The 19440-nt window shown below is 67.7% G+C and carries 18 protein-coding genes; 14 read left to right on the top strand and 4 right to left on the bottom strand.

Going from position 1 to position 19440, the window contains the following annotated elements:
• The first annotated feature begins 2 nt into the window (after positions 1-2).
• The 10 genes from HOP03_05730 (at position 3) to HOP03_05775 (ending at position 10720) form a co-directional block, all read left to right on the top strand.
• Entirely contained in the window at positions 3-1502 is a 1500-nt protein-coding gene (locus HOP03_05730; protein ID NOT87663.1) for an AMP-binding protein, read from the top strand.
• 11 nt (positions 1503-1513) lie between these two features.
• Positions 1514-2188: an iron-containing redox enzyme family protein gene (locus HOP03_05735; GenBank protein ID NOT87664.1), complete on the top strand. Its 675-nt coding sequence runs from the start codon at positions 1514-1516 to the stop codon at positions 2186-2188.
• Positions 2188-2979 (top strand): SDR family oxidoreductase, encoded by a 792-nt coding sequence (locus HOP03_05740; GenBank protein ID NOT87665.1) that lies wholly within the window; start codon positions 2188-2190, stop codon positions 2977-2979. The genes HOP03_05735 and HOP03_05740 overlap by 1 nt, the downstream gene beginning before the upstream one ends.
• A 65-nt stretch (positions 2980-3044) precedes the next feature.
• Positions 3045-3710 (top strand): hypothetical protein, encoded by a 666-nt coding sequence (locus HOP03_05745; GenBank protein ID NOT87666.1) that lies wholly within the window; start codon positions 3045-3047, stop codon positions 3708-3710.
• A 21-nt stretch (positions 3711-3731) separates the two neighbouring features.
• Positions 3732-4424 carry a response regulator transcription factor gene (locus HOP03_05750; GenBank protein NOT87667.1) on the top strand — a complete coding sequence of 231 codons (693 nt, stop codon included), beginning with the start codon at positions 3732-3734 and terminating at the stop codon, positions 4422-4424.
• Between the two features lie 47 nt (positions 4425-4471).
• A complete protein-coding gene (locus HOP03_05755) occupies positions 4472-5851 on the top strand; it encodes a two-component sensor histidine kinase (protein ID NOT87668.1) in 1380 nt (459 codons plus the stop codon).
• A gap of 46 nt (positions 5852-5897) precedes the next feature.
• Positions 5898-6740 carry a bifunctional DNA-formamidopyrimidine glycosylase/DNA-(apurinic or apyrimidinic site) lyase gene (gene mutM, locus HOP03_05760; protein ID NOT87669.1) on the top strand — a complete coding sequence of 281 codons (843 nt, stop codon included), beginning with the start codon at positions 5898-5900 and terminating at the stop codon, positions 6738-6740.
• Positions 6741-6818: 78 nt separating this feature from the next.
• Positions 6819-7400, top strand: coding sequence for a sigma-70 family RNA polymerase sigma factor (locus HOP03_05765; GenBank protein ID NOT87670.1), 582 nt, complete (start codon positions 6819-6821; stop codon positions 7398-7400).
• A 12-nt stretch (positions 7401-7412) separates the two neighbouring features.
• Positions 7413-10229, top strand: coding sequence for a serine/threonine protein kinase (locus HOP03_05770; GenBank protein ID NOT87671.1), 2817 nt, complete (start codon positions 7413-7415; stop codon positions 10227-10229).
• A 23-nt stretch (positions 10230-10252) separates the two neighbouring features.
• Complete coding sequence (locus HOP03_05775; protein NOT87672.1) at positions 10253-10720, top strand: hypothetical protein; 468 nt, start codon at positions 10253-10255, stop codon at positions 10718-10720.
• A 7-nt stretch (positions 10721-10727) separates the two neighbouring features.
• Here HOP03_05775 and HOP03_05780 read toward each other — a convergent pair whose 3' ends face one another.
• The 4 genes from HOP03_05780 to HOP03_05795 all read right to left on the bottom strand — a co-directional run bounded on the left by HOP03_05780 (position 10728) and on the right by HOP03_05795 (position 14037).
• The gene (locus tag HOP03_05780; GenBank protein NOT87673.1) at positions 10728-11351 is read right to left on the bottom strand and encodes a thymidine kinase; all 624 of its coding nucleotides are present in this window, start codon (positions 11349-11351) and stop codon (positions 10728-10730) included.
• Positions 11352-11410: 59 nt separating this feature from the next.
• Entirely contained in the window at positions 11411-12211 is an 801-nt protein-coding gene (locus tag HOP03_05785; GenBank protein ID NOT87674.1) for a sel1 repeat family protein, read from the bottom strand.
• A gap of 176 nt (positions 12212-12387) precedes the next feature.
• The gene (locus HOP03_05790) at positions 12388-13179 is read right to left on the bottom strand and encodes a sel1 repeat family protein (protein NOT87675.1); all 792 of its coding nucleotides are present in this window, start codon (positions 13177-13179) and stop codon (positions 12388-12390) included.
• 51 nt (positions 13180-13230) lie between these two features.
• Positions 13231-14037, bottom strand: coding sequence for a hypothetical protein (locus tag HOP03_05795; GenBank protein NOT87676.1), 807 nt, complete (start codon positions 14035-14037; stop codon positions 13231-13233).
• Positions 14038-14162: 125 nt separating this feature from the next.
• Between HOP03_05795 and HOP03_05800 the strand changes: the two genes are divergently transcribed.
• The 4 genes from HOP03_05800 to HOP03_05815 all read left to right on the top strand — a co-directional run bounded on the left by HOP03_05800 (position 14163) and on the right by HOP03_05815 (position 19362).
• The gene (locus HOP03_05800) at positions 14163-16139 is read left to right on the top strand and encodes a UvrD-helicase domain-containing protein (protein NOT87677.1); all 1977 of its coding nucleotides are present in this window, start codon (positions 14163-14165) and stop codon (positions 16137-16139) included.
• Positions 16140-16154: 15 nt separating this feature from the next.
• Positions 16155-16928, top strand: coding sequence for a TSUP family transporter (locus HOP03_05805; GenBank protein ID NOT87678.1), 774 nt, complete (start codon positions 16155-16157; stop codon positions 16926-16928).
• Positions 16929-17152: 224 nt separating this feature from the next.
• On the top strand, positions 17153-18052 hold the full coding sequence (locus HOP03_05810; GenBank protein NOT87679.1) for a 5'-nucleotidase, lipoprotein e(P4) family: 900 nt from the start codon (positions 17153-17155) through the stop codon (positions 18050-18052).
• A 365-nt stretch (positions 18053-18417) separates the two neighbouring features.
• Positions 18418-19362 carry a hypothetical protein gene (locus tag HOP03_05815; GenBank protein NOT87680.1) on the top strand — a complete coding sequence of 315 codons (945 nt, stop codon included), beginning with the start codon at positions 18418-18420 and terminating at the stop codon, positions 19360-19362.
• Positions 19363-19440 lie beyond the last annotated feature (78 nt).

The raw sequence follows: 19440 nt of genomic DNA on the forward strand, positions 1-19440 counted from the left end.
GCATGCCGGCGGTGAACACCTTCGCGCCGTTGCTCGACCGCCTGCATGGCAGTGCGACGCGCGTGCTGTGGAACGGCGGTGCGCTGGACGATGCCGCGGTGGGCGAAGGCGTGCGGACGCTCGCCGCCACCCTCGCCGCCACCGGCGCGCGCCGCATCGCCACTCGGCTCGACAACGGTCCGGACTGGCTGATGCTGGATCTCGCGATCCGTGCGCTCGACGCCGTGCATGTGCCGCTGCCGACGTTTTTTTCGCCCACTCAGGTCGCGCATGCGCTGACGAGCAGCGGCGCCGACGCGGTGATCGTGCCCGCAGGCGCAGCGCTGCCCGACGCCTTCGCCGCGTGTCCGGCGCAAGCGCTCGGCGACAACCTCACATTGCTGCGGCTCGATCCGACGCCGGTGGTTCTGCCGCCGGGCACCGCCTGCATCACCTACACCTCGGGCACCACCGGTGCACCGAAAGGCGTGTGCCTCGATGCCGCCGCGCTGCTCGCGGTCGCGCAATCGCTGTCCGATGCCGCTGCGCCGCTCGCGCCGAAACGTCATCTGTGCCTGATGCCGCTGTCGACGCTGCTGGAGAACGTCGCCGGCCTGTACGCGGCGTTGCTCTCCGGCGCCGAAATCGCGGTGCCGACGCTGGCCGAAGTGGGCTACACCGGCGCGTCGGGGCTGGATGTGCCGACCCTGATCGCCTGCCTGCACCGCTACCGGCCCGACAGCGCGATCCTGCTGCCGCAGTTGCTGCTGGCGCTGGTGATGGCGGCCGAACGCGGCGCGACGCTGCCGGACTCGCTGAAATTTCTCGCCGTCGGCGGCGGACGCGTCGGCCCCGCGCTGCTGGCGCGCGCCGAAGCGCTCGGGCTGCCGGTGTACGAAGGCTACGGTCTGAGCGAATGCGCGTCGGTGGTCTGCCTGAATCGCCCGGGCGCATCGCGCATGGGCAGCGTCGGCAGGTCGCTGCCGCACGCCAAGGTCTCGGTGGTCGACGGCGAACTGTTCGTCGAAGGCGTGCGCTGTCTGGGCTATCTCGGCGAGGACGGACCGCCGGCCGGCGCCATCGCCACCGGAGACCTCGGCCATATCGATGCAGACGGCTACGTGCATATCACCGGCCGGCGCAAGAACGTGTTCATCACCTCGTTCGGCCGCAACGTGTCGCCGGAGTGGGTGGAAAGCGAACTGCTGCAGCACCCTGCGTTCGCGCAGGCGATCGCGCACGGCGAAGCGCGGCCGTTCAATGTCGCCATCGTCTGGCCGCGTCGCGCGGATCTCGACGATGCCGCGCTGCTCGAAGCGCTGGTCGAAGTCAATCGCGGCCTGCCCGACTACGCGCAGCTCCAGGACATCGTGCGCGCCGATGCGCCGTTCTCGTTCGCCGATGGCCTGCTGACCAGCAACGGCCGCCCGCGCCGCGACACCATCCTCGCGCGCTATCGCGCCGCCGTCGATGCGCGTTACGCGACGGCGTTCGAATCCACCGCTCACGGAGTGTCCGCATGACGGTTCATGCCCTGCCTTTCCACGATCGCCTGCTCGCCGAGACCCAGCGCGAACGCCAGTCGCTGCTGTCCATCCCGATCATCCAGGCTGCGCTGGCCGGGAAGATCGCGCGCGACGACTACATCGCCTTCCTCACCCAGGCCTTCCATCACGTGCGCCATACGGTGCCGCTGCTGATGGCCTGCGGCGGGCGGTTGCCGGCGCGGCTGGAATGGCTGCGCACGGCGGTCGGCGAATACATCGAAGAGGAAATGGGCCACCACGAATGGATCCTCGACGACCTGGCCGCCTGCGGCGCGGATCGCGCCCGGGTCGCGGAATCGCAGCCGGCCGAAGCCACCGAACTGATGGTCGCCTACGCCTACGACACCATCGCGCGCGGCAATCCGGTCGGGTTCTTCGGCATGGTGCTGGTGCTGGAAGGCACCAGCGTGGCGCTGGCCACGCGCGCGGCCGAGACCATCGAAACCACGCTCGGCCTGCCGCGCAACGCGTTTTCGTACCTGCGCTCGCACGGCGACCTCGATATCGGACATATCGCCGTCTACGAAGGGCTGATGAACCGGCTCGACGACGAAGACGACCGTCGCGCGGTGATCCACGCGGCGAAACGCTTCTACAAACTCTACGGCGACGTGTTCCGCAGCCTGCGCGATGGCAGCGATGCATTGGAGCAGGCGGCATGATCGCGCTCTCCGGCCGCACCGTGCTGCTCACCGGCGCCAGCGGCGGGATCGGCGCGGCGCTGTGCGACGCGCTGGTCGAGGCCGGCGCACGGGTGATCGCGGTCGGCCGCAACCAATCGCGCCTGCAGCAGCTCGCACAGCAGCAATCCGGCGGCCGGGTGGTGCCGCTGGTCGCGGACCTGGCCACCGACAGCGGACGCGCGCACGTGATCGCGGTCGCATCGACGCTGCAGCAGACGCCGTCGATCCTGGTGCTCGCGCATGCGCAGAGCGCGTTCGGCCTGTTCGAGGAGCAATCGATGCACGAGCTGCGCGACCTGGTCGATACCAATCTGCTCGCGCCGATGACGCTGATCCATGGCCTGCTGCCGACGCTGCAGCGTCATCCGCAGGCGGCGGTGGTCGCGGTGGGTTCGACTTTCGGCAGCCTGGCGTTTCCCGGCTTCGCCGCGTACAGCGCGACCAAGTTCGGCCTGCGCGGACTGATGGAGGGCCTGTCGCGCGAATACGCCGACCGCAACCTGCAGTTCCAGTTCCTGTCGCCGCGCGCCACCCGCACCGCGTTCAACACACCGGCGGTGGAAGCGATGAACAAGGAAATGAAAGTCGCCGAAGACGAGCCCGCCGATGTCGCCGCGCAACTGGTGGCCGCGATCGCCAGCGGCCGTCCGCGGATGCAGATCGGCTGGCCGGAGAAGCTCTTCGCGCGCATCAACGGCGCGCTGCCGGCACTGGTCGACCGCAATCTGAAATCGCAGCTCGCCATCATCCGCCGTCACGCGCGCCGCTGACCATCGCTGATCGCCAGCCAGCCGCGCGCACCATCGTCCCTGTTTCGTTTCCAAGGAGAACCGCCATGATCCGTTTCCGCAACCGCATGCTCGCCGCCGCAGTGGCCACCGTGCTGCTCACCGCTTCGATGTTCGCGATCGCCGGCGATCTTTCGCCGCAGGTGGGCGCCGTGCGCGACCGCTGGGCCGAGGTCAACTACAACACGCCGAAGAAGCAGCGCGAGGCCGCGTTCGACGCGCTGGCCAAGCAGGCCGCCGCCGCGCGCGCGGCGCAGCCGAAGGACGCGAATGCGCTGATCTGGGAAGGCATCGTGCTGTCGAGTTTCGCCGGCGAACGCGGCGGCCTCGGCGCGCTGGGCCTCGCCAAGCAGGCGCGCGCCGATTTCGAACAGGCGATCAAGCTCGACCCGGCCGCGCTCGACGGTTCGGCCTACACCAGCCTCGGCGTGCTGTATTACTCGGTGCCGGGTTGGCCGGTCGGTTTCGGCGACGACAAGAAAGCGCGCGAACTGCTGCGCAAGGGCCTGCAGGTGAATCCGAACGGCATCGATCCGAACTATTTCTACGGCGATTTCCTGCAGGACCAGGGCGACTGGAAGGGCGCCGCCGCCGCGCTCGACAAGGCGCTGGCCGCACCGGCGCGTCCGGGCCGCGAAGTGGCCGACCAGGGCCGCCGCAAGGAAGCCACCGCGCTGCTCGCCAAAGTGCGCGCGAAGCTTGCCGGCGAGTGAGCGGCGCCGCACACTCGGCGGATGCGCATTCTGCTGGTCGAAGACGACGAATCCCTGGGTGACGGCATCCGCACCGCGCTGCGGCGCGCGGCTTTCAGCGTCGACTGGCTGCGCGACGGCACCAGCGCGCTGGTCGCCATCAAGGACGGCGGCATCGATCTGGTCGTGCTCGATCTTGGCTTGCCGCACATGGACGGGATGGAAGTCATCCGCCAGGCAAGACAGGCGGGCGTCGACCTCCCGATCCTGGTCCTGAGCGCGCGCGAGCGCGCCAGCGACCGCACGCTGGGCCTGGATGCCGGCGCGGACGATTATCTGGGCAAACCCTTCGACACCCATGAGCTGCTGGCCCGCGTGCGCGCGCTGCTGCGGCGCACGAATGGCCGCACCACGCCGATGCTGCGCGTGGGCGCGCTGGAACTGGACCCGGCCCGACTCGCGGTGGTGTGGCGCGGCAAACCGCTGGACCTGCCGCGACGCGAGTTCGCGCTGCTGCGGCTGCTGATGGAGCATCGCGGGCGCCCGATCTCGCGCGAATCCGCGCAGCAGCGCCTGTACGGCTGGGACGAGGACGTGGCGAGCAACGCGCTCGATGTGCACATCCATGCGCTGCGCAAGAAACTCGATCCGGCGCTGATCCGCACCCTGCGCGGCATCGGCTATGCGCTGGACGAAAAAGTCGCGCAGGCCTCGACAGGGGATCGCGACGCATGACATCGATCCACATGCCGTCGATCCATGTGAAGTCGATCCGTCGCGCGCTGCTGCTGTCGATCATCGGCGTGACCTCGCTGGTGCTTCTGGTCGCCGCCGGTTTCAGTTACCGCGCCGGCCTGCAGGAAGCCGGCGAATTGTTCGACGCCAAACTCGCGCATTCCTCGCGCGTGCTGATGAGCCTGGTCGACGAGCCCTTCGACGATCTCACCGCGCACGCCGACGGCGCCAGCAGCGACGAACCGCTGGTCATCAAGGTCTGGCGCGGACAGGCGACCGGCACCGGCGAAGCGCTGGCCATGACCGAGGGCCATGCCTACGAGACCAAGCTCGCGTTCCAGGTCCGCGATGCGCGCGGCGCGCTGCTGCTGCGCTCCGACAGCGGCCCCGATCATGCGCTTGCGCCGCTCGAGCCCGGCTTCGCCAACCTCAAGATCGACGGCGAACACTGGCGCACGTTCTCGCTCGAAGCGCCGTCCGGTCGCTGGTACCAGTCCGGCGAACTTTCCGGCATCCGCGAAGAGATCGCCAGGGAAATCGCGTTCGGCACGCTGCTGCCGCTGCTGGCGGCGCTGCCGCTGCTGGCGCTGTGCGCCTGGTTCGCGGTCGACTGGGCCTGCGCCAGCCTGCAGCGTGTCTCCGATGCCGTGGAACAGCGCGCGCCGAATCGCCTCGAAGCCATCGAACTGGAGCAGGTGCCGCACGAGATCCAGGGCATCGTCAAGGCGGTGAACGGGCTGCTCGATCGGCTGGACAAAGCGCTGTCGCGGGAACGCCGCTTCACCGCCGATGCCGCCCACGAACTGCGCACGCCGATCGCAGCGCTGAAGGTGCACGCCTACAACCTGCGCCAGTCCAGCACCAACGGCGAACGCGAACAGTCGCAGCAGCATCTCGATGCCGGCATCCACCGGATGGAGCGTCTGGTCGCGCAACTGCTCGCGCTCAGCCGGATCGAGAACGGCGGCGGCGCGCACGCGCGCCGGAGCATCGACCTCACCGCAACCGTGCAGCGCCATGAGCGCGACTGCGCCGCACTCGGCGCCGCCGACGGCAAACGCATCCGGCTCACGGCGGAACCCGCGACCGTGCTCGGCGACGAACCGGTCATCGACGCGCTGGTGCGCAACCTGCTGGACAACGCGGTGCGCTACGCCCCGCCCGACGGCACGATCGCCGTGCGCGTCGGCCGCGACGGCGACCGCGCGATGCTGGTGGTCGAAGACTCGGGGCCCGGCATTCCGGAGGAGGCGCGCGAACGCGTGTTCGACCGTTTCCATCGCGAACTCGGCACCGGTGTCGAAGGCAGCGGCCTGGGCCTGTCGATCGTCGCCCACGCCCTGCAGTTGCACGGCGGCGAGATCGCACTGGACACGTCGCCGACCCTCGGCGGCCTGCGTGCGACGGTGACGCTGCCGGCGCCGTGATGCTTGCTCGATCCCATGGATGCCGCACAGGAACGTTGACCGAGTCATGCCCGAACTGCCCGAAGTCGAAACCACGCGTCGCGGCCTGGCGCCGCATCTGGAAGGCCGCCGCATCGCCGCGGTGACCCTGCGCCGGCCGGATCTGCGCTGGCCGATTCCGCGCGAGGTCGAAACGCTGCTGCCGTCGCAGACCATCCTGTCGATACGCCGGCGCGCGAAATACCTGCTGATGGACACCGATGCCGGCACGGCGGTCTGGCATCTGGGCATGTCCGGCAGCATGCGCGTGCTGCCGGCGAACACGCCGGTGCAGGCGCACGATCACGTGGACATGCTGATCGAGGCAAGACGGATCGACGGCAAAGGCAAGACGGCAGCGAAGGTGCTGCGCTTCAACGATCCGCGACGTTTCGGCTGTCTGCTCTGGCAAGCGCCGGGCCAGACCCACTCGCTGCTGCGCGATCTGGGGCCGGAGCCGCTGTCGGACGACTTCGACGGCGACCTGCTGTTCGCACGCAGTCGCGGACGCAAGGTGCCGGTGAAGGCATTCCTGATGGATCAGAAGATCGTGGTCGGCGTGGGCAACATCTACGCGGCCGAAGCGCTGTTCGCGGCCGGCGTGTCGCCACTGCGCGCGGCGGGCAAGGTCTCGCGCGAACGCTATGCCACGATCGCGCAGGAGATCCGCCGCATCCTGGCCTATGCGATCGAACGCGGTGGCACCACGCTGCGCGATTTCATCAGCCCGGACGGCATGCCGGGTTACTTCGAGCAGGAGTTGTCGGCCTACGGGCGCGGCGGTGAGCCCTGCCCGCGCTGCGGGCGACCGTTGAAGCAGGCGATGCTGGCGCAGCGGGCCACGGTGTGGTGCGGGCACTGCCAGCGATGAGGCCAGCGCCCGCGATGACGGTCCGGGGTAGGGCTGCGGTATAGTCCATCTCCAATCGATGAGGCACCGGGCCGGCCCATGAGCGATAGCGAACACGCCGACATCACCCAATGGCTCGACGCCGCCCGCGACGGCGACCGCGCCGCGCTCGACCGCGTGCTCGGCACGCTCTACCACGAGCTGCACGCGATGGCCCGGCGACAATTGGCCGGACAGTACGGACAAACCCTCGACGCGACCGCGCTGGTGCACGAGGCCTACCTGAAACTCATCGGCCGCCGCGATGTGCAGTTCGACGATCGCGCGCACTTCTTCGCCTACGCCGCCTCGGCGATGCGCAGCGTGGTGGTCGACTACGCCCGCCAGCGGCTCGCACAGAAGCGTGGCGGTGATCTGCACCGCGTCACCGAACTGCCGGACGATGTCGAAGGCGGCCTGCGCCTGGACGAGGACATGCTCGGTCTGGACACCGCACTGACCAAGCTCGCCGCTGTCGACGTCAAGCTCGCCCAAGTGGTGGAGCTGCGCTATTTCGCCGGCCTGTCCGAACAGGAAATCGCCGAACTGCTGAAACGTTCGGAGCGCAGCATCCGCCGCGACTGGCAGAAGGCGCGGATGTTCCTGCTGGCCTCGCTCGGCGACGAGAACGGCGAGCGCTGACGCGGTCGATCGATGGACGCCGAACGCTGGCAGCGCCTGTCGCCACTGCTCGACGCGCTGCTCGAACTCGATGGCGAGGCGCGCGCCGCGCGTCTTGATGCGCTGCGCGAGGAAGATCCGGCGCTGGCGGCGGAGATCGAAACCCTGCTGGCATTGGAAGACGACAACGAGGACTTCCTCTCCGAACCGCTGGTGACGCCGCCGCCGATGGCGAAAGCGGACTCGATGATCGGTCCGTACAAACTCGACCGGCTGCTGGGCGAAGGCGGCATGGGCCAGGTCTGGCTGGCGCGACGCGCCGATGGCCTTTACCAGCGTCGGGTCGCGCTGAAACTGCTGCGGCCCGGTCTGGCCGACCCCAATCTGCGCCAGCGCTTCACCCGTGAGCGCCAGATCCTCGCCCGCCTGGGTCATCCGCACATCGCGCGGCTGCTCGACGCCGGCATCAGCACCGACAACCAGCCCTATCTCGCGCTGGAATACGTCGAAGGCGAACCGATCACCGACTGGTGCCGCAGCCGCGACCTGGGCACCGAAACGCGGCTGAAACTCTTTCTGCAGGTCTGCGAAGCGGTCAGCCACGCGCACGCGAACCTGATCGTGCATCGCGACCTGAAGCCGTCGAACATCATGGTCACGCCGCTGGACGAAGTGCGGCTGCTGGATTTCGGCATCGCCAAACTGCTCGACGGCCCGGAGCCCGGCCGCGACAACACCCACACCGAAGTCCGCGCCTTCACCCTGCACTACGCCGCGCCCGAACAGATCCGCGGCGAGCCGGTGACCACGATGACCGACGTGTATTCGCTCGGCGTGGTGCTGTACGAACTGCTGGCCGAAACCAAGCCCTACAAGCTGAAACGGCAGACCGACGCGGAATGGGAAGAGGCGATCCTGATCTCCGACCCGCTGAAGCCGTCGGCGAATCTGCTGCGCGAAGCCGACAGCGACCCCTCGCGCACCCCGGCGCTGCGGCGACGCGCGCGAGAGATCGCCGGCGATCTGGACAACATCGTGCTCAAGGCGCTGTCTAAACGACCCGAGCATCGCTACCCGTCGGTCGAAGCGATGGCGCTCGATCTGCACCGCTATCTCGAAGGCAAACCGGTGCTGGCACGGCCGCAGAGCATGGCCTACCGCAGCCGCAAATTCGTGCAGCGGCATCGCTGGGCGCTGGCGACGGCGGCGCTGATACTCGCGGTGATCACCTCGGCGCTGGTGCTGGTCACCTGGCGCTCGGGAGAGGCGGTGCGCGAAGCCAGCCGCGCCCAGGCGTTGCAGAAATTCGTCACCAATCTGTTCGAACAGGCCGGCGGCAGCGGCCAGCAGGGGCCGCTGGACGTGCGCAAACTGCTGGACGCGGGCGTGCAGCGCGGCAACCGGGAGCTCGCGCGGCAGCCGCTGGATCGCGCGGAGCTGTTCGGCGTGATCGCGCGCCTGCGGCTGGGCCTGGGCGACTATCGCGAAGCCGAGCGACTGTTGCGGACCCAGAACGCGATCCTGATCGGTCTGGAGGACCCGCCCGACAGCCTGCGCTTGAGCTCCGCCTCGGATCTGGGGCGCACGCTGCGCCTGCTCGGTCGCCCCGCCGAGTGCGTCACGCACATGCAGCCGCTGGAAACCGACGTCCGCGACCAACAGCGCCAATTGCCGGTGCAGGTAGCGGAGTTCTATTCGGAACTGGGCCGCTGCCAACGCGCCGAAGGCAAACCGAAAATCGCGCGGTTGCTGTTCCAGCGTTCGCTGGAAGTGCGCCGCAATACCCTGGAAGACACGGCCGGCGTGGTGGAAAACCTCGCCGATCTGGCCGATCTGGAACGCGATGCCGGGCACACCCAGGCCGCGCTGGAGGGTTTCAGCAACGCGCTGGCGCAGCTGCAGGCCAGCGCGGGCAACCGCCACCCGCTGGCGATCGGCCTGCAGCAGCGGCTGTGCGATCTGGAGCGCAACGCCGGGCAGCTGGTCATCGCTGAGCGCGATTGCCACGATGCGCTGAGTCTCGCCCTCGATCTGCACGGCGAGGATCATCCATCGAGCGTCAACGCGCGCCGGCAGCTCGCTGCGATCCACGTCGATCTGGGCCGCTTCCGCGAAGCCGGCGACGCTTACCGCAGCAGTCAAAAATGGCTGATCGAGCATCTGGGCAGGAAGCACGAAGATGTCGCCCGCGACGACAACAGCCTGGGCATCGTGGCCTGGGAACTCGGCGACTTCGACACCGCGCTGCACCACCTCGACCGCGCGCTGGCGGTGCTGCGCAAGGACCCGGGCTCGTGGATCTATCAGGGCGTGCTGTTCAACAAGGGCATGGTGCTGCACGACGCCGGTCGCGACCAGGCCGCACTGCCGCTGCTGCTGCAGGTCGAAAAACTGCGCATCGCCAGTCTGGGCAAGAACCATGGGCGTATCGGCGACACCGAGCGCATGATCGGCGAAGTGCTGGCTTCACTGGGTCAATACACGGCCGCGCGTCTGCGCCTGGTCAATGCGGTGAAACTCACCCGCGCCGGCGTGGGCTATGGCCCGTCGCACCCGCATACGCGGCGCGCGGAACTGTCGCTCGCGCTGTTCGACCTGGCGCACGGCGATCTGCCGCCGTCGGTGTCGACCCAACTCGAACAACTCGCCGCGCTGCCGAAATCCGATCCGGAACTGCGCAAGGTCGCATGGCTGGCCGCGACCGCGATCGCCAACCAGCGCTGCCGCGAGCCGGGTTTCGGGGGAGACCCGGGAATGCTCGACGCGATCGAAGCGGAGATCGACGCGGCGCTGCCCGAAGGCGGCGCCTTCGTCCGCGAGTTCCAGCGCGTGCGCAGTGCCTGCCGCTGATCCACTCACAGGAGAACACCATCATGCAGACCGTATCCCCGCTTTCCCTCGTTGCCTGTCTCATCGCGCTGTCGATGATCGCCAGCGGATGCGCGGGCTCCGAGCCTCGCGCGGCCGACGCACGGAACGATGCGAAAACCGGCTCGATCGAAGGCAACATCGCGCACCCGGCGCACGCGATTCCGGCGATGCGCATCTGCGCGATCGGCAGCGGAGCGTCGGCGAAATCCGTCTGCGTGCGCACCCGTCGCGGCCAGGGCCGCTATCGCATCGATGGCGTGACGCCGGGCGATTACATCGTGATCGGCAGCAGCGACGAAAGCGTCAAACGCCTCGGTGGCCACGTGCAGCAGGTGCAGTGCATCCGCGCGCCATGCCCGGAGATGCCGGTCTCGCTGAGCGTCGCGCCCGGAGCGCATCTGGCCGGCATCGACATCAACGGCTTCTACGACCAGCGCGACGATTTTCCGGCGCTGCCCGCCGACGACTGAGCCCCGCTCAGGTCAACGGCAACGGCTGCTGCAGCGGGTCGATGCGGCCTTCGCCGCGCATGACTTTCTTGTATTCGTCGCGGCTGACCGACACGTAGCGATCGTTGCCGCCGATCTCCACCTGCGGCCCGTCCTGCAGCGCGTGGCCCTGTTCGTCCACGCGCACGGTCATCGTCGCCTTCTTGCCGCTGTGGCAGATGGTCTTGATCTCGGTGAGTTCGTCGGCCCACGCCAGCAGGTACTGGCTGCCCTCGAACAGTTCGCCGCGGAAATCGGTGCGCAGGCCGTAACACAGCACCGGGATGCGCAGCCGGTCGACGATCTCGCTCAGCTGCCAGACCTGCGACCGGGTGAGGAACTGCGCCTCGTCGACCAGCACGCAGTCGAGCTTGCCGTGTTTGGCGATGTCGGCACGGACCCAGGCGTCCAGATCGTCGTCGCGCTCGAAGGCCTGGCCCTCGGCGCTGAGCCCGATCCGCGAAGCGACCGTGCCGGAGCCGCCGCGGAAATCGAGCTTGGGCGTGAAGATCAACACCCGCATGCCGCGCTCGCGGTAGTTGTGCGCGGACTGCAGCAGGGTCGTGGTCTTTCCGGCGTTCATCGCCGAATAGTAGAAATAGAGCTTGGCCATGGCCCCTAGTTTAAAGGGCGGACGCCGCGAATGCGTCCCCCGGCCCCGCACTTCGGTCGTCAGGGTTTCGGCGCTTTCGGCGGGTCCACCGCAGGATCGACGTTTTCGATCTCGCCGACTTCAACCATTCCGTTTTTCCAGGCGATATCCTGCTTTTTCCAGTATTTCTGCGGCACCACTCGGTCCGGCTCATAGAGCCTTTCCAGGTTGGTGCGCGCCATCCCGCCCATCAACACGGTGGCGTTGTGTTCGATGGGGGCGTTGCGTGTTCCGGCCGATCCGATTTCAAGACGGGTCTTGAACCCGGTTCGAGACCCGGTGACGCTGCTGCGCGCGTGGCCCAACGCGTTCGACAGCCGCTCCTGGGCGATGGGATCGCCGTACTGCGCATACATCGCGCGACCGCGCCCGGCGACCGCCTGCTGTTGCTCGACCGTCAGCTCACGCCACATGCGCTCGCGAATCGCAAGGAACTGGGGGTATGCCCGCTCGGCCGCGAGGTCCGACCATACGTAGGCTTCCACCCGATCCTCGGGCACGCCGAACCCGTACCAATACAACAAGCTCAACCGGTGTTGCGAGTATTTGTCGGCATGGCGCGCCGCAATCCGGAAATGGCGAACGGCATCCTCCCATCGCTCATCGACCACCGCTCTCTGCCCATAGAAACGATACAGCTCGTTGGGATGGTAGGCCGCGCTGCGGACCAGTTCGTCGTAACGGAGAATGACCTCCCGATCCGTGTCGGACCGGACATCGGTCGCTCCGGGGCGAGGGCCGGCATAGGCCGCCAACGCTGGCGGGCACAGCACAACCCAGAGCAACGCGCTGTTGATGAAGATGCCGGTATTCACTGCCATGACCATCGCTCTCCCGTGGAATCGCTGCACAGCCAGCGGTACGGTGCGGTTCCTGTCTACGCCTTCGCTGTATCGACCGTCAACAGTCAACCGGGCGAGACGACGAACGGTCATCGAAGCCGCATGTCGTCCGTCGCCGCCGGGACATCGGGGCCGGCGCGGGGCCGGCGCCAGCGTCAGGGCGCGGGAGCAGCTTCCGGTTTCGCCGCGCCGTCGTCCACGTTCTCGATTTCGCCGACCTTCACCAGGCCGTTCTTCCAGACCATGTCCTCGAACGCCCAGTACTTCTTCGGGTCGGTCCGCGAGGCGTCGTACATGTCTTTCAGGTTGACGCCGCCGACCGAACCGAACAGCTGGTTGCCCGGACCGATGCTGGAAATGACCAGCCCGGCGTCGAAGCCGGTATGCGACCCCGTCCGCTGCCGCAGGCCCTGCGCGATCGCGCGCTCGACGCGCGGCTTGGCGACGGCATCCGCGTACTCGTCGAAGAAGGCACGGCCGCGTGTGGGCACTTCGGCCTGCTGCAGCGGCGTGAGTTCGGCCCACATCCTCTCGCGGATGGCGAGGAACTGCGGATAGCCGCGCTCGGCGGCGAGATCGGCCCAGATATAGGCCTCGACGCGGTCGGCAGCGACACCGACGCCATGCCAGTACAGCATGCTCAACCGATGCTGCGAATACTTGTCGGCATGGCGCGCGGCGATCCGGAAATGACGCGCGGCATCGCCCCAGTCGCCCGAAGCGGCGGCCTTGTTGGCATGGATGCGATGCAGCTCGTTGGGGTGGTTGAACGCCATCTTCACCAGCGCATCGAAATCGTGCTTCGCCATCGCATCGGTGTCGACGGTCGCCGCCTGCAGGGCCTCCGTCGATCCGGCGGTGGCTTCGGCGGCGGGCGCGGCGCAGGCCGCGATCGGCAGCAGCATTGCGCAGCTCATGGCGAGCAGGCGCGGTGTGGATCGTGTCATCGGGTGCTCCTCAACATGGATATCGGCAACGACCGCAGTCTTGGCGGCGCTTCACTGTCCGGGCGACGGCGGCGCCGCGGGCACTTCGGACGCGGGCACTTCGGGCGCGGTCGCATCGACATCGGGTGCGGCGGCGGGAATCCGCGAATCCGGGCCGTCCGCTGCACGCGGCCGAACGTCCTCGAGCTCGCCGACTTCGACCTTGCCGATCCTCGGCTTCATCCACAGCTTGTCCTGCCACGCCCAGTATTTCTTCGCGTTCCAATAACGCTCGTCGTAGAACTTCGAACCTTCGATCGCCTGCGAACCCGACGGCCCGGGAATCTCGATCTGCACGCCGCGATTGAAACCGGTGCGGCTGCCGGTCATCTGGCTCTTGCCGATCCGCAGCTGGTGCTCGTAGCGGGGCTTGGCGGCTGCGTCGCCGAAGCGCGCGTACACGGACTGTCCTGCTTCGATCGCACGGGCCCGTTCAGGATCGCTCAATGCGTTCCAGTACTTCTCACGCAGGCCCAGGAAGCCGCGATAGCCGCGCTCGGCGGCCAGATCCATCCAGACATAGGCCTGCACCGGGTCGCGCGGCGTCCCCTGGCCGTTCCAGTACATCTCGGCGACCATGCCCTGCGATGGCTTGTCGGCGAAAAAACCGGCGCGTCGGAAGAAGCGCAGCGCGTCATCGAAACGACCCTGCTTGAAGGCTTCAAGCCCGAGCATGCGGTACTTCAGGTCCTGGTGGTGATCGAGAAAGCCGGCGGTGATCAGCAGCGGATCGTCCTGCGGATCCGGCGGCGGCTTGTCGGCGGCGGACGCCATGGCGGCGACCGACAGCATGACGATGCAAAGGACAAGGGAACGCATCATGAACCTCGGTGCCGGTGGGGATGTTTCCGTGATGGATGCACACGGTAGCCGAATCGTCGCGCCGGCACAGGTAAACTGATGTCCTATACGACTTCAGTCATACCGACTTCCTTCACCACGTCATGCGCGGCCTCAACCCTCCCCAACGCGAAGCGGTCCTCCATGCCGAGGGTCCGCTGCTGGTGCTCGCCGGCGCCGGCAGCGGCAAGACCCGCGTGATCGTCGAGAAGATCGCGCACCTGATCCAGTCGAAGCATTATCCGGCCAAGCGCATCGCCGCGATCACCTTCACCAACAAGTCGGCGAAGGAAATGCGCGAGCGCGTCGCGCGCCGGATCAAGGGCGATGCAGCGGAAGGCCTGACCATCTGCACCTTCCACGCGCTGGGCCTGAAGCTGCTGCAGATCGAGCACGCGAAGGTCGGGCTGAAGCGCGGGTTTTCGGTGTTCGACAGCGACGATTCGCTGGGGCAGATGAAGGATCTGATGCCGGGCGCGAAAGGCGATGCGATCCAGGCGATGCAGGGCCTGATCTCGCGCGCCAAGAATGCGGGACTGTCGCCGGAGGAAGCACTGGCCGCCGCGCAGACCCCGCGCGAGCGCGAAGCCGCGGCGCTGTACGCGAAATACCAGAAGCGCCTGAACACCTTCAATGCGGTCGATTTCGACGATCTGATCCGGCTGCCGGTGCAACTGCTGGAAAGCGACGCCGACTGCACGCTGGGCTGGCGCGAGCGCATCGGCTATCTGCTGGTGGACGAGTGCCAGGACACCAACGACGCGCAGTATCGGCTGCTGAAATCGCTGTCCGGCGAGAAAGGCCATTTCACCTGCGTCGGCGACGACGACCAGAGCATCTACGCGTGGCGCGGCGCGAACCCGGAAAACCTGTCGCAGCTCGGCAAGGATTATCCGCAGCTGCGCATCGTCAAGCTGGAACAGAACTACCGCTGCAGCAACCGCGTGCTGCGCGCGGCGAACGCGCTGATCGCGAACAACCCGCACGAGCACCTGAAAAAACTCTGGAGCGACCAGGCCGACGGCGAGCGCATCCGCATCCTCGAATGCCGCGACAGCGAGCACGAAGCCGAACGCATCGCCGCCGAGATCCAGTTCCTGCACAACTCGAAGCAGGCCGAGTGGCACGAATTCTGCATCCTGTTCCGCGGCAACCACCAGTCTCGCCCGCTGGAAAAAGCGATGCAGCTGCTGCGCATTCCGTATCACCTCAGCGGCGGCACCGCGTTCCTCGACCGCGGCGAAGTGAAGGACGCGCTGGCGTGGCTGCGGCTGATCGCGAACCCGGAAGACGATGCCGCGTTTTTGCGCGCGGTGCAGGCGCCGAAGCGCGAAGTCGGCGCGACCACGCTGGCGAATCTCGCCGAACTGGCGCAGAAGGCGGGCCTGCCGATGTCGCGGGCGGCGGAATCCATCGGTCTGCTCAAGCAATTGCAGCCGCGCGCGGCGAATGCGCTGAGCGGTTTCGTCGACATCGTGCGCGGGCTGCGCAGCGACGCGCGCACGCTGACCCCGTCCGAACTGGTGCGCAAACTCAACGAACGCTCCGGCCTGCTCGCGGCGCTGCGCGCGCAGTGCAAGAACGAGCAGATGTTCGCGATCCGTCGCGGCAACCTCGACGAACTCGGCGACTGGTTCGACAGCGCGCGCGGCGGCGGCCCGGGCGAACTCGCCGCGTCGCTCGCGCTGCTCAGCCACGCCGACAAGAGCGACGCGGGCAATCAGGTGCGGCTGATGAGCCTGCACGGCGCGAAGGGCCTCGAATTCCGCTACGTCTTCATCATCGGCCTCGAGGACGGCACCCTGCCGCACGAAGCCAGTCTCGAGGAAGGCCGCCTCGACGAAGAGCGCCGGCTGCTGTACGTCGGCATCACCCGCGCGAAGGAACAGCTGTGGCTGTCGCACTCGCGCGAGGCGCAGCGCTGGGGAAGCAAACTGCGGCTGTCGCCGAGCCGTTTCCTCGACGAACTGCCGGACGCGGAAATCCAGCGCGATGGCGCGGATCCGGTCGCCGACGCCACGCGCAAACAGGAGCGCGCCAGCGCCGGATTCGCCGCGATCAAAGCGATGCTGGAAGGCTGACTTGGACATTCCCCAATGGACATAGCCGTCGTCGGCATCGTCGCGCTGCTGGCGTCGGGGCTGACGTTCTTCTCCGGCTTCGGCCTCGGCACGCTGCTGCTGCCGGCGTTCGCGCTGTTCATGCCGCTGGAACAGGCGGTCGCGGCGACCGCCGTGGTGCACCTGCTCAATGGCCTGTTCAAACTCGCGCTGCTGCGCGCGCACATCGATCGCGGCGTGCTGCTGCGTTTCGGCGGACCCGCGCTGTTGGCCGCGCTGCTCGGCGCGTGGCTGCTGTCGCGGCTCGGCACGCTGCCGGCGCTGCATGCCTACACCGCGTTCGGCCATCGTTTCGAGATCCTGCCGCTGAAAGCGGTGATCGGCGCGTTGCTGCTGCTGTTCGCGCTGGTCGAACTGGTGCCGAAACTGCGCGATCTGGAATTCGACGTGCGCTGGCTGCCGCTCGGCGGCGCGCTCAGCGGATTCTTCGGTGGCCTCGCCGGCATGCAGGGCGCATTGCGCAGCGCGTTCCTGGCGCGCAGCGGCCTGGACAAGCAGGCGTTCGTCGCCACCGGATCGGCGATCGCCTGCGTCATCGACGTGTCGCGGCTGGCGGTCTATGCCGGCACGCTGCTGCGCGTCTTCGGCTCGCTCGATCACCGCCTGCTCGGCGCTGCGGTGCTGGCTGCATTCGCAGGCGCGTGGTTCGGCAACCGGCTGTTGCGCAAAACCACGTTGCAAGGCATCCAGCGCATCGTCGCGGCGATGCTGTTCGTGTTCGCGCTGGGGTTGATCGCAGGTGTGCTTTAGAGCCTGTTTGTCATCTGTTTGATAATTCAAAAATTTGTTCGTCATTCCCGCGAAAGCGGGAACCCAGCGTCTTGAAACCCGTGCAGTCACACAGACACTGGGTTCCCGCTTTCGCGGGAATGACGAGGAAAAACGGCATTCGGGTGAGATTTTGAACAGACTCTTAGGCCGTCGTGTCACAGGCGTCGGCTACACTTTCGGAATTCCGTCCGCGTGGAGCCGTCATGCGTCAGTCACTGCTGTTCACCGCCCTGTTCACCGCCGCGCTGGGGCTGAGCGCCTGCCGCACCCTCCCGGACGGCGGATCCGCCAACGCAGCCAGCGTCGATGCACCGGCGGTTGCGACCGTCGCGGCCGACGACAATCTGAATGCGGTGCTGTGGATGCAGCGTTCGGTCGAGTACCGCGCCGCTGCCGAGACCGTCTACCGCGCCGCCAGCGACCGCCTTGATGCGGCGCTGAAGGATCCGGACTGGGACGCGCTGGTGCCGGATGAACGCGCAACGCCCGCACGCGGGCTGCCGCCTGCTGTCGTGATGGATCTGGACGAAACCGTGCTGGACAACTCGCCGTACCAGGCGCGCCTGGTCCGCGAGGGCAAGGAGTACAACGAAGCGACCTGGGACGCCTGGGTGCGCGAGGAGAAGGCACAGCCGGTGCCGGGCGTGGTCGAATTCGCGCGCGCGGCGCAGGCCAGGGGCATCACCCTGATCTACATCTCCAACCGCGCCGAACATCTGATCGCGCCGACGCTGGCGAATCTGCGCGCCCTCGGGCTGCCGGTGAAGGACGACAGCGTGTTCCTCGGTCTCGGCACCTTCGTCGCCGACTGCGAGCAGGAAGGTTCGGAGAAACTCTGCCGCCGACAGCTCGCCGGGCGCAGCTATCGGGTCCTGATGCAGTTCGGCGACCAGCTCGGCGATTTCGCCCAGATCCTCGCCAACACGCCGGAGGCCCGCGCGGAACTGCAGGCGCGGCACCGCGGCTGGTTCGGCCAACGCTGGTGGATGCTGCCCAACCCGAGCTACGGTTCCTGGGAGCCGGCCGTGTTCAACAACGACTGGCGCCAGCCCCGCGACCAGCGCCGCGCACTCAAGCGGGACGCGCTGAACCTCGCAGAATGAAGTCAACGGCGACCATCACGGGCCGAACGTCCGTCAACGTCGCCGCGCTGCGGTTTCGCCCGTCGACCAAACGCTGACAGCCGATTGCTCGATGGAAATACATTGTTGAATGAAAACAATATGTTATGGCTTGTTTATTCAAGCATTGCATTAACAATCGGCCCTCGATACCCTGTGCCCTGTCCGGCGATGCCGGAGCCATGCCACAACCGTGATCCACCGGCCTCGGCCGGACCCTTTCGGGAGACCTTCGGGTCTCCTTTTTTTTTGCGGTCGCTTGTGGGACCCGTCCCGGCCCGCCAAGATGCGGGCGATGCCGCTTCCCGCCCACCCCCCCCCGTCCTGCACGCACACTGCCCGCCCTGTTGGCGGCGATGCTGGTGCTGGCGACCGCTGGCTGCGATCCGGGGCAACGCATCGCCCCGGGCGCGGGCGCGGCGACCGAGCCGGTGCAGGCCGTCGCGCTGCTCAGCCAGCACCTGCGCGACAACGATCTGCAGGCCTTCGCCCGCGATGCGGTGCCGCCGCCGCTGCGGGCGCCATTGGCCGCCGCCTGGCAGGCCGGTCGCACCCGCTGGCCGCTGGATGAACTGCCTTTCGACCAGAAGATTCCCGGCATCGTGGCCACGCTGTCGGCCGACAAGGCCGATGTCCAACTGCGCCGGAGTTTCGACCGCCAGTTCGCCAATGCGAATACCGAGATCCGCGCGGCGGCGAGCGCGCTCGGGCTGTTCGGGGTGAAATTCCTGCAGGGCGACGACACGCTCAGCGCCGAAGAGCGCGCGCATTACGCGCAACTGGTGTCCGCGATGAGCGAATGGGGCGTCCGCGCGACCCTGGGCGACCCCAAGCGCGGGCGCGGCGCGATCGCGCGGCTGACCCTGGCCGCACGCCAGACCGGGCTGCGCGATGAAGCGGATTTCCCGCGCTTCGGCATGGACGAAAGCCTGCGCCGGCTGACGCCGCTGATCGCCGCGCTGAAGGAAACGCTGCGCAGCTACGACCTCGATCTGGACCAGAGCCTGGACACGATGACGCTGTCGCTGGAAAGCCGGGAAGGCGACCGCGCCCGGGTGCGGATGCGCTACCGCCTGGCCGGCAAGGCCATCGACACCGTAGTCGCGGTCGAGCGCATCGACGGCCACTGGTACCTCAGCGATTTCCTGCGCCACGCCCGCGCGGCGGCGGCGCTCGCACCGATGGAGACGCCGGATGCCGCGCAGAAGACCGCGCCGGTGACGGCAGAACCGCTCATCGCGCCGCCCGGGGTACCGCCAAAATCAGCGACGAAGCAGCCACCTTCGTCATAATGGCGGCGCCCATGCCGACCTCACCGAACCAACCGACACTCTTCGACGCCGCGCCGCCCGCACCGGACACGGACACGG

The sequence above is a fragment of the Lysobacter sp. genome, assembly GCA_013141175.1.
Taxonomy (GTDB): Bacteria; Pseudomonadota; Gammaproteobacteria; order Xanthomonadales; family Xanthomonadaceae; genus Lysobacter_I.

What these genes read in the sequence shown, in the direction of transcription:
- HOP03_05730 (NOT87663.1), top strand. Translation starts at nt 3, where the DNA reads ATGCCGGCGGTGAACACCTTCGCGCCGTTGCTCGACCGCCTGCATGGC.
- HOP03_05745 (NOT87666.1), top strand. Translation starts at nt 3,045, where the DNA reads ATGATCCGTTTCCGCAACCGCATGCTCGCCGCCGCAGTGGCCACCGTG.
- HOP03_05750 (NOT87667.1), top strand. Translation starts at nt 3,732, where the DNA reads ATGCGCATTCTGCTGGTCGAAGACGACGAATCCCTGGGTGACGGCATC.
- mutM (NOT87669.1), top strand. Translation starts at nt 5,898, where the DNA reads ATGCCCGAACTGCCCGAAGTCGAAACCACGCGTCGCGGCCTGGCGCCG.
- HOP03_05765 (NOT87670.1), top strand. Translation starts at nt 6,819, where the DNA reads ATGAGCGATAGCGAACACGCCGACATCACCCAATGGCTCGACGCCGCC.
- HOP03_05770 (NOT87671.1), top strand. Translation starts at nt 7,413, where the DNA reads ATGGACGCCGAACGCTGGCAGCGCCTGTCGCCACTGCTCGACGCGCTG.
- HOP03_05775 (NOT87672.1), top strand. Translation starts at nt 10,253, where the DNA reads ATGCAGACCGTATCCCCGCTTTCCCTCGTTGCCTGTCTCATCGCGCTG.
- HOP03_05780 (NOT87673.1), bottom strand. Translation starts at nt 11,351, where the DNA reads ATGGCCAAGCTCTATTTCTACTATTCGGCGATGAACGCCGGAAAGACC.
- HOP03_05785 (NOT87674.1), bottom strand. Translation starts at nt 12,211, where the DNA reads ATGGCAGTGAATACCGGCATCTTCATCAACAGCGCGTTGCTCTGGGTT.
- HOP03_05790 (NOT87675.1), bottom strand. Translation starts at nt 13,179, where the DNA reads ATGACACGATCCACACCGCGCCTGCTCGCCATGAGCTGCGCAATGCTG.
- HOP03_05795 (NOT87676.1), bottom strand. Translation starts at nt 14,037, where the DNA reads ATGCGTTCCCTTGTCCTTTGCATCGTCATGCTGTCGGTCGCCGCCATG.
- HOP03_05800 (NOT87677.1), top strand. Translation starts at nt 14,163, where the DNA reads ATGCGCGGCCTCAACCCTCCCCAACGCGAAGCGGTCCTCCATGCCGAG.
- HOP03_05805 (NOT87678.1), top strand. Translation starts at nt 16,155, where the DNA reads ATGGACATAGCCGTCGTCGGCATCGTCGCGCTGCTGGCGTCGGGGCTG.
- HOP03_05810 (NOT87679.1), top strand. Translation starts at nt 17,153, where the DNA reads ATGCGTCAGTCACTGCTGTTCACCGCCCTGTTCACCGCCGCGCTGGGG.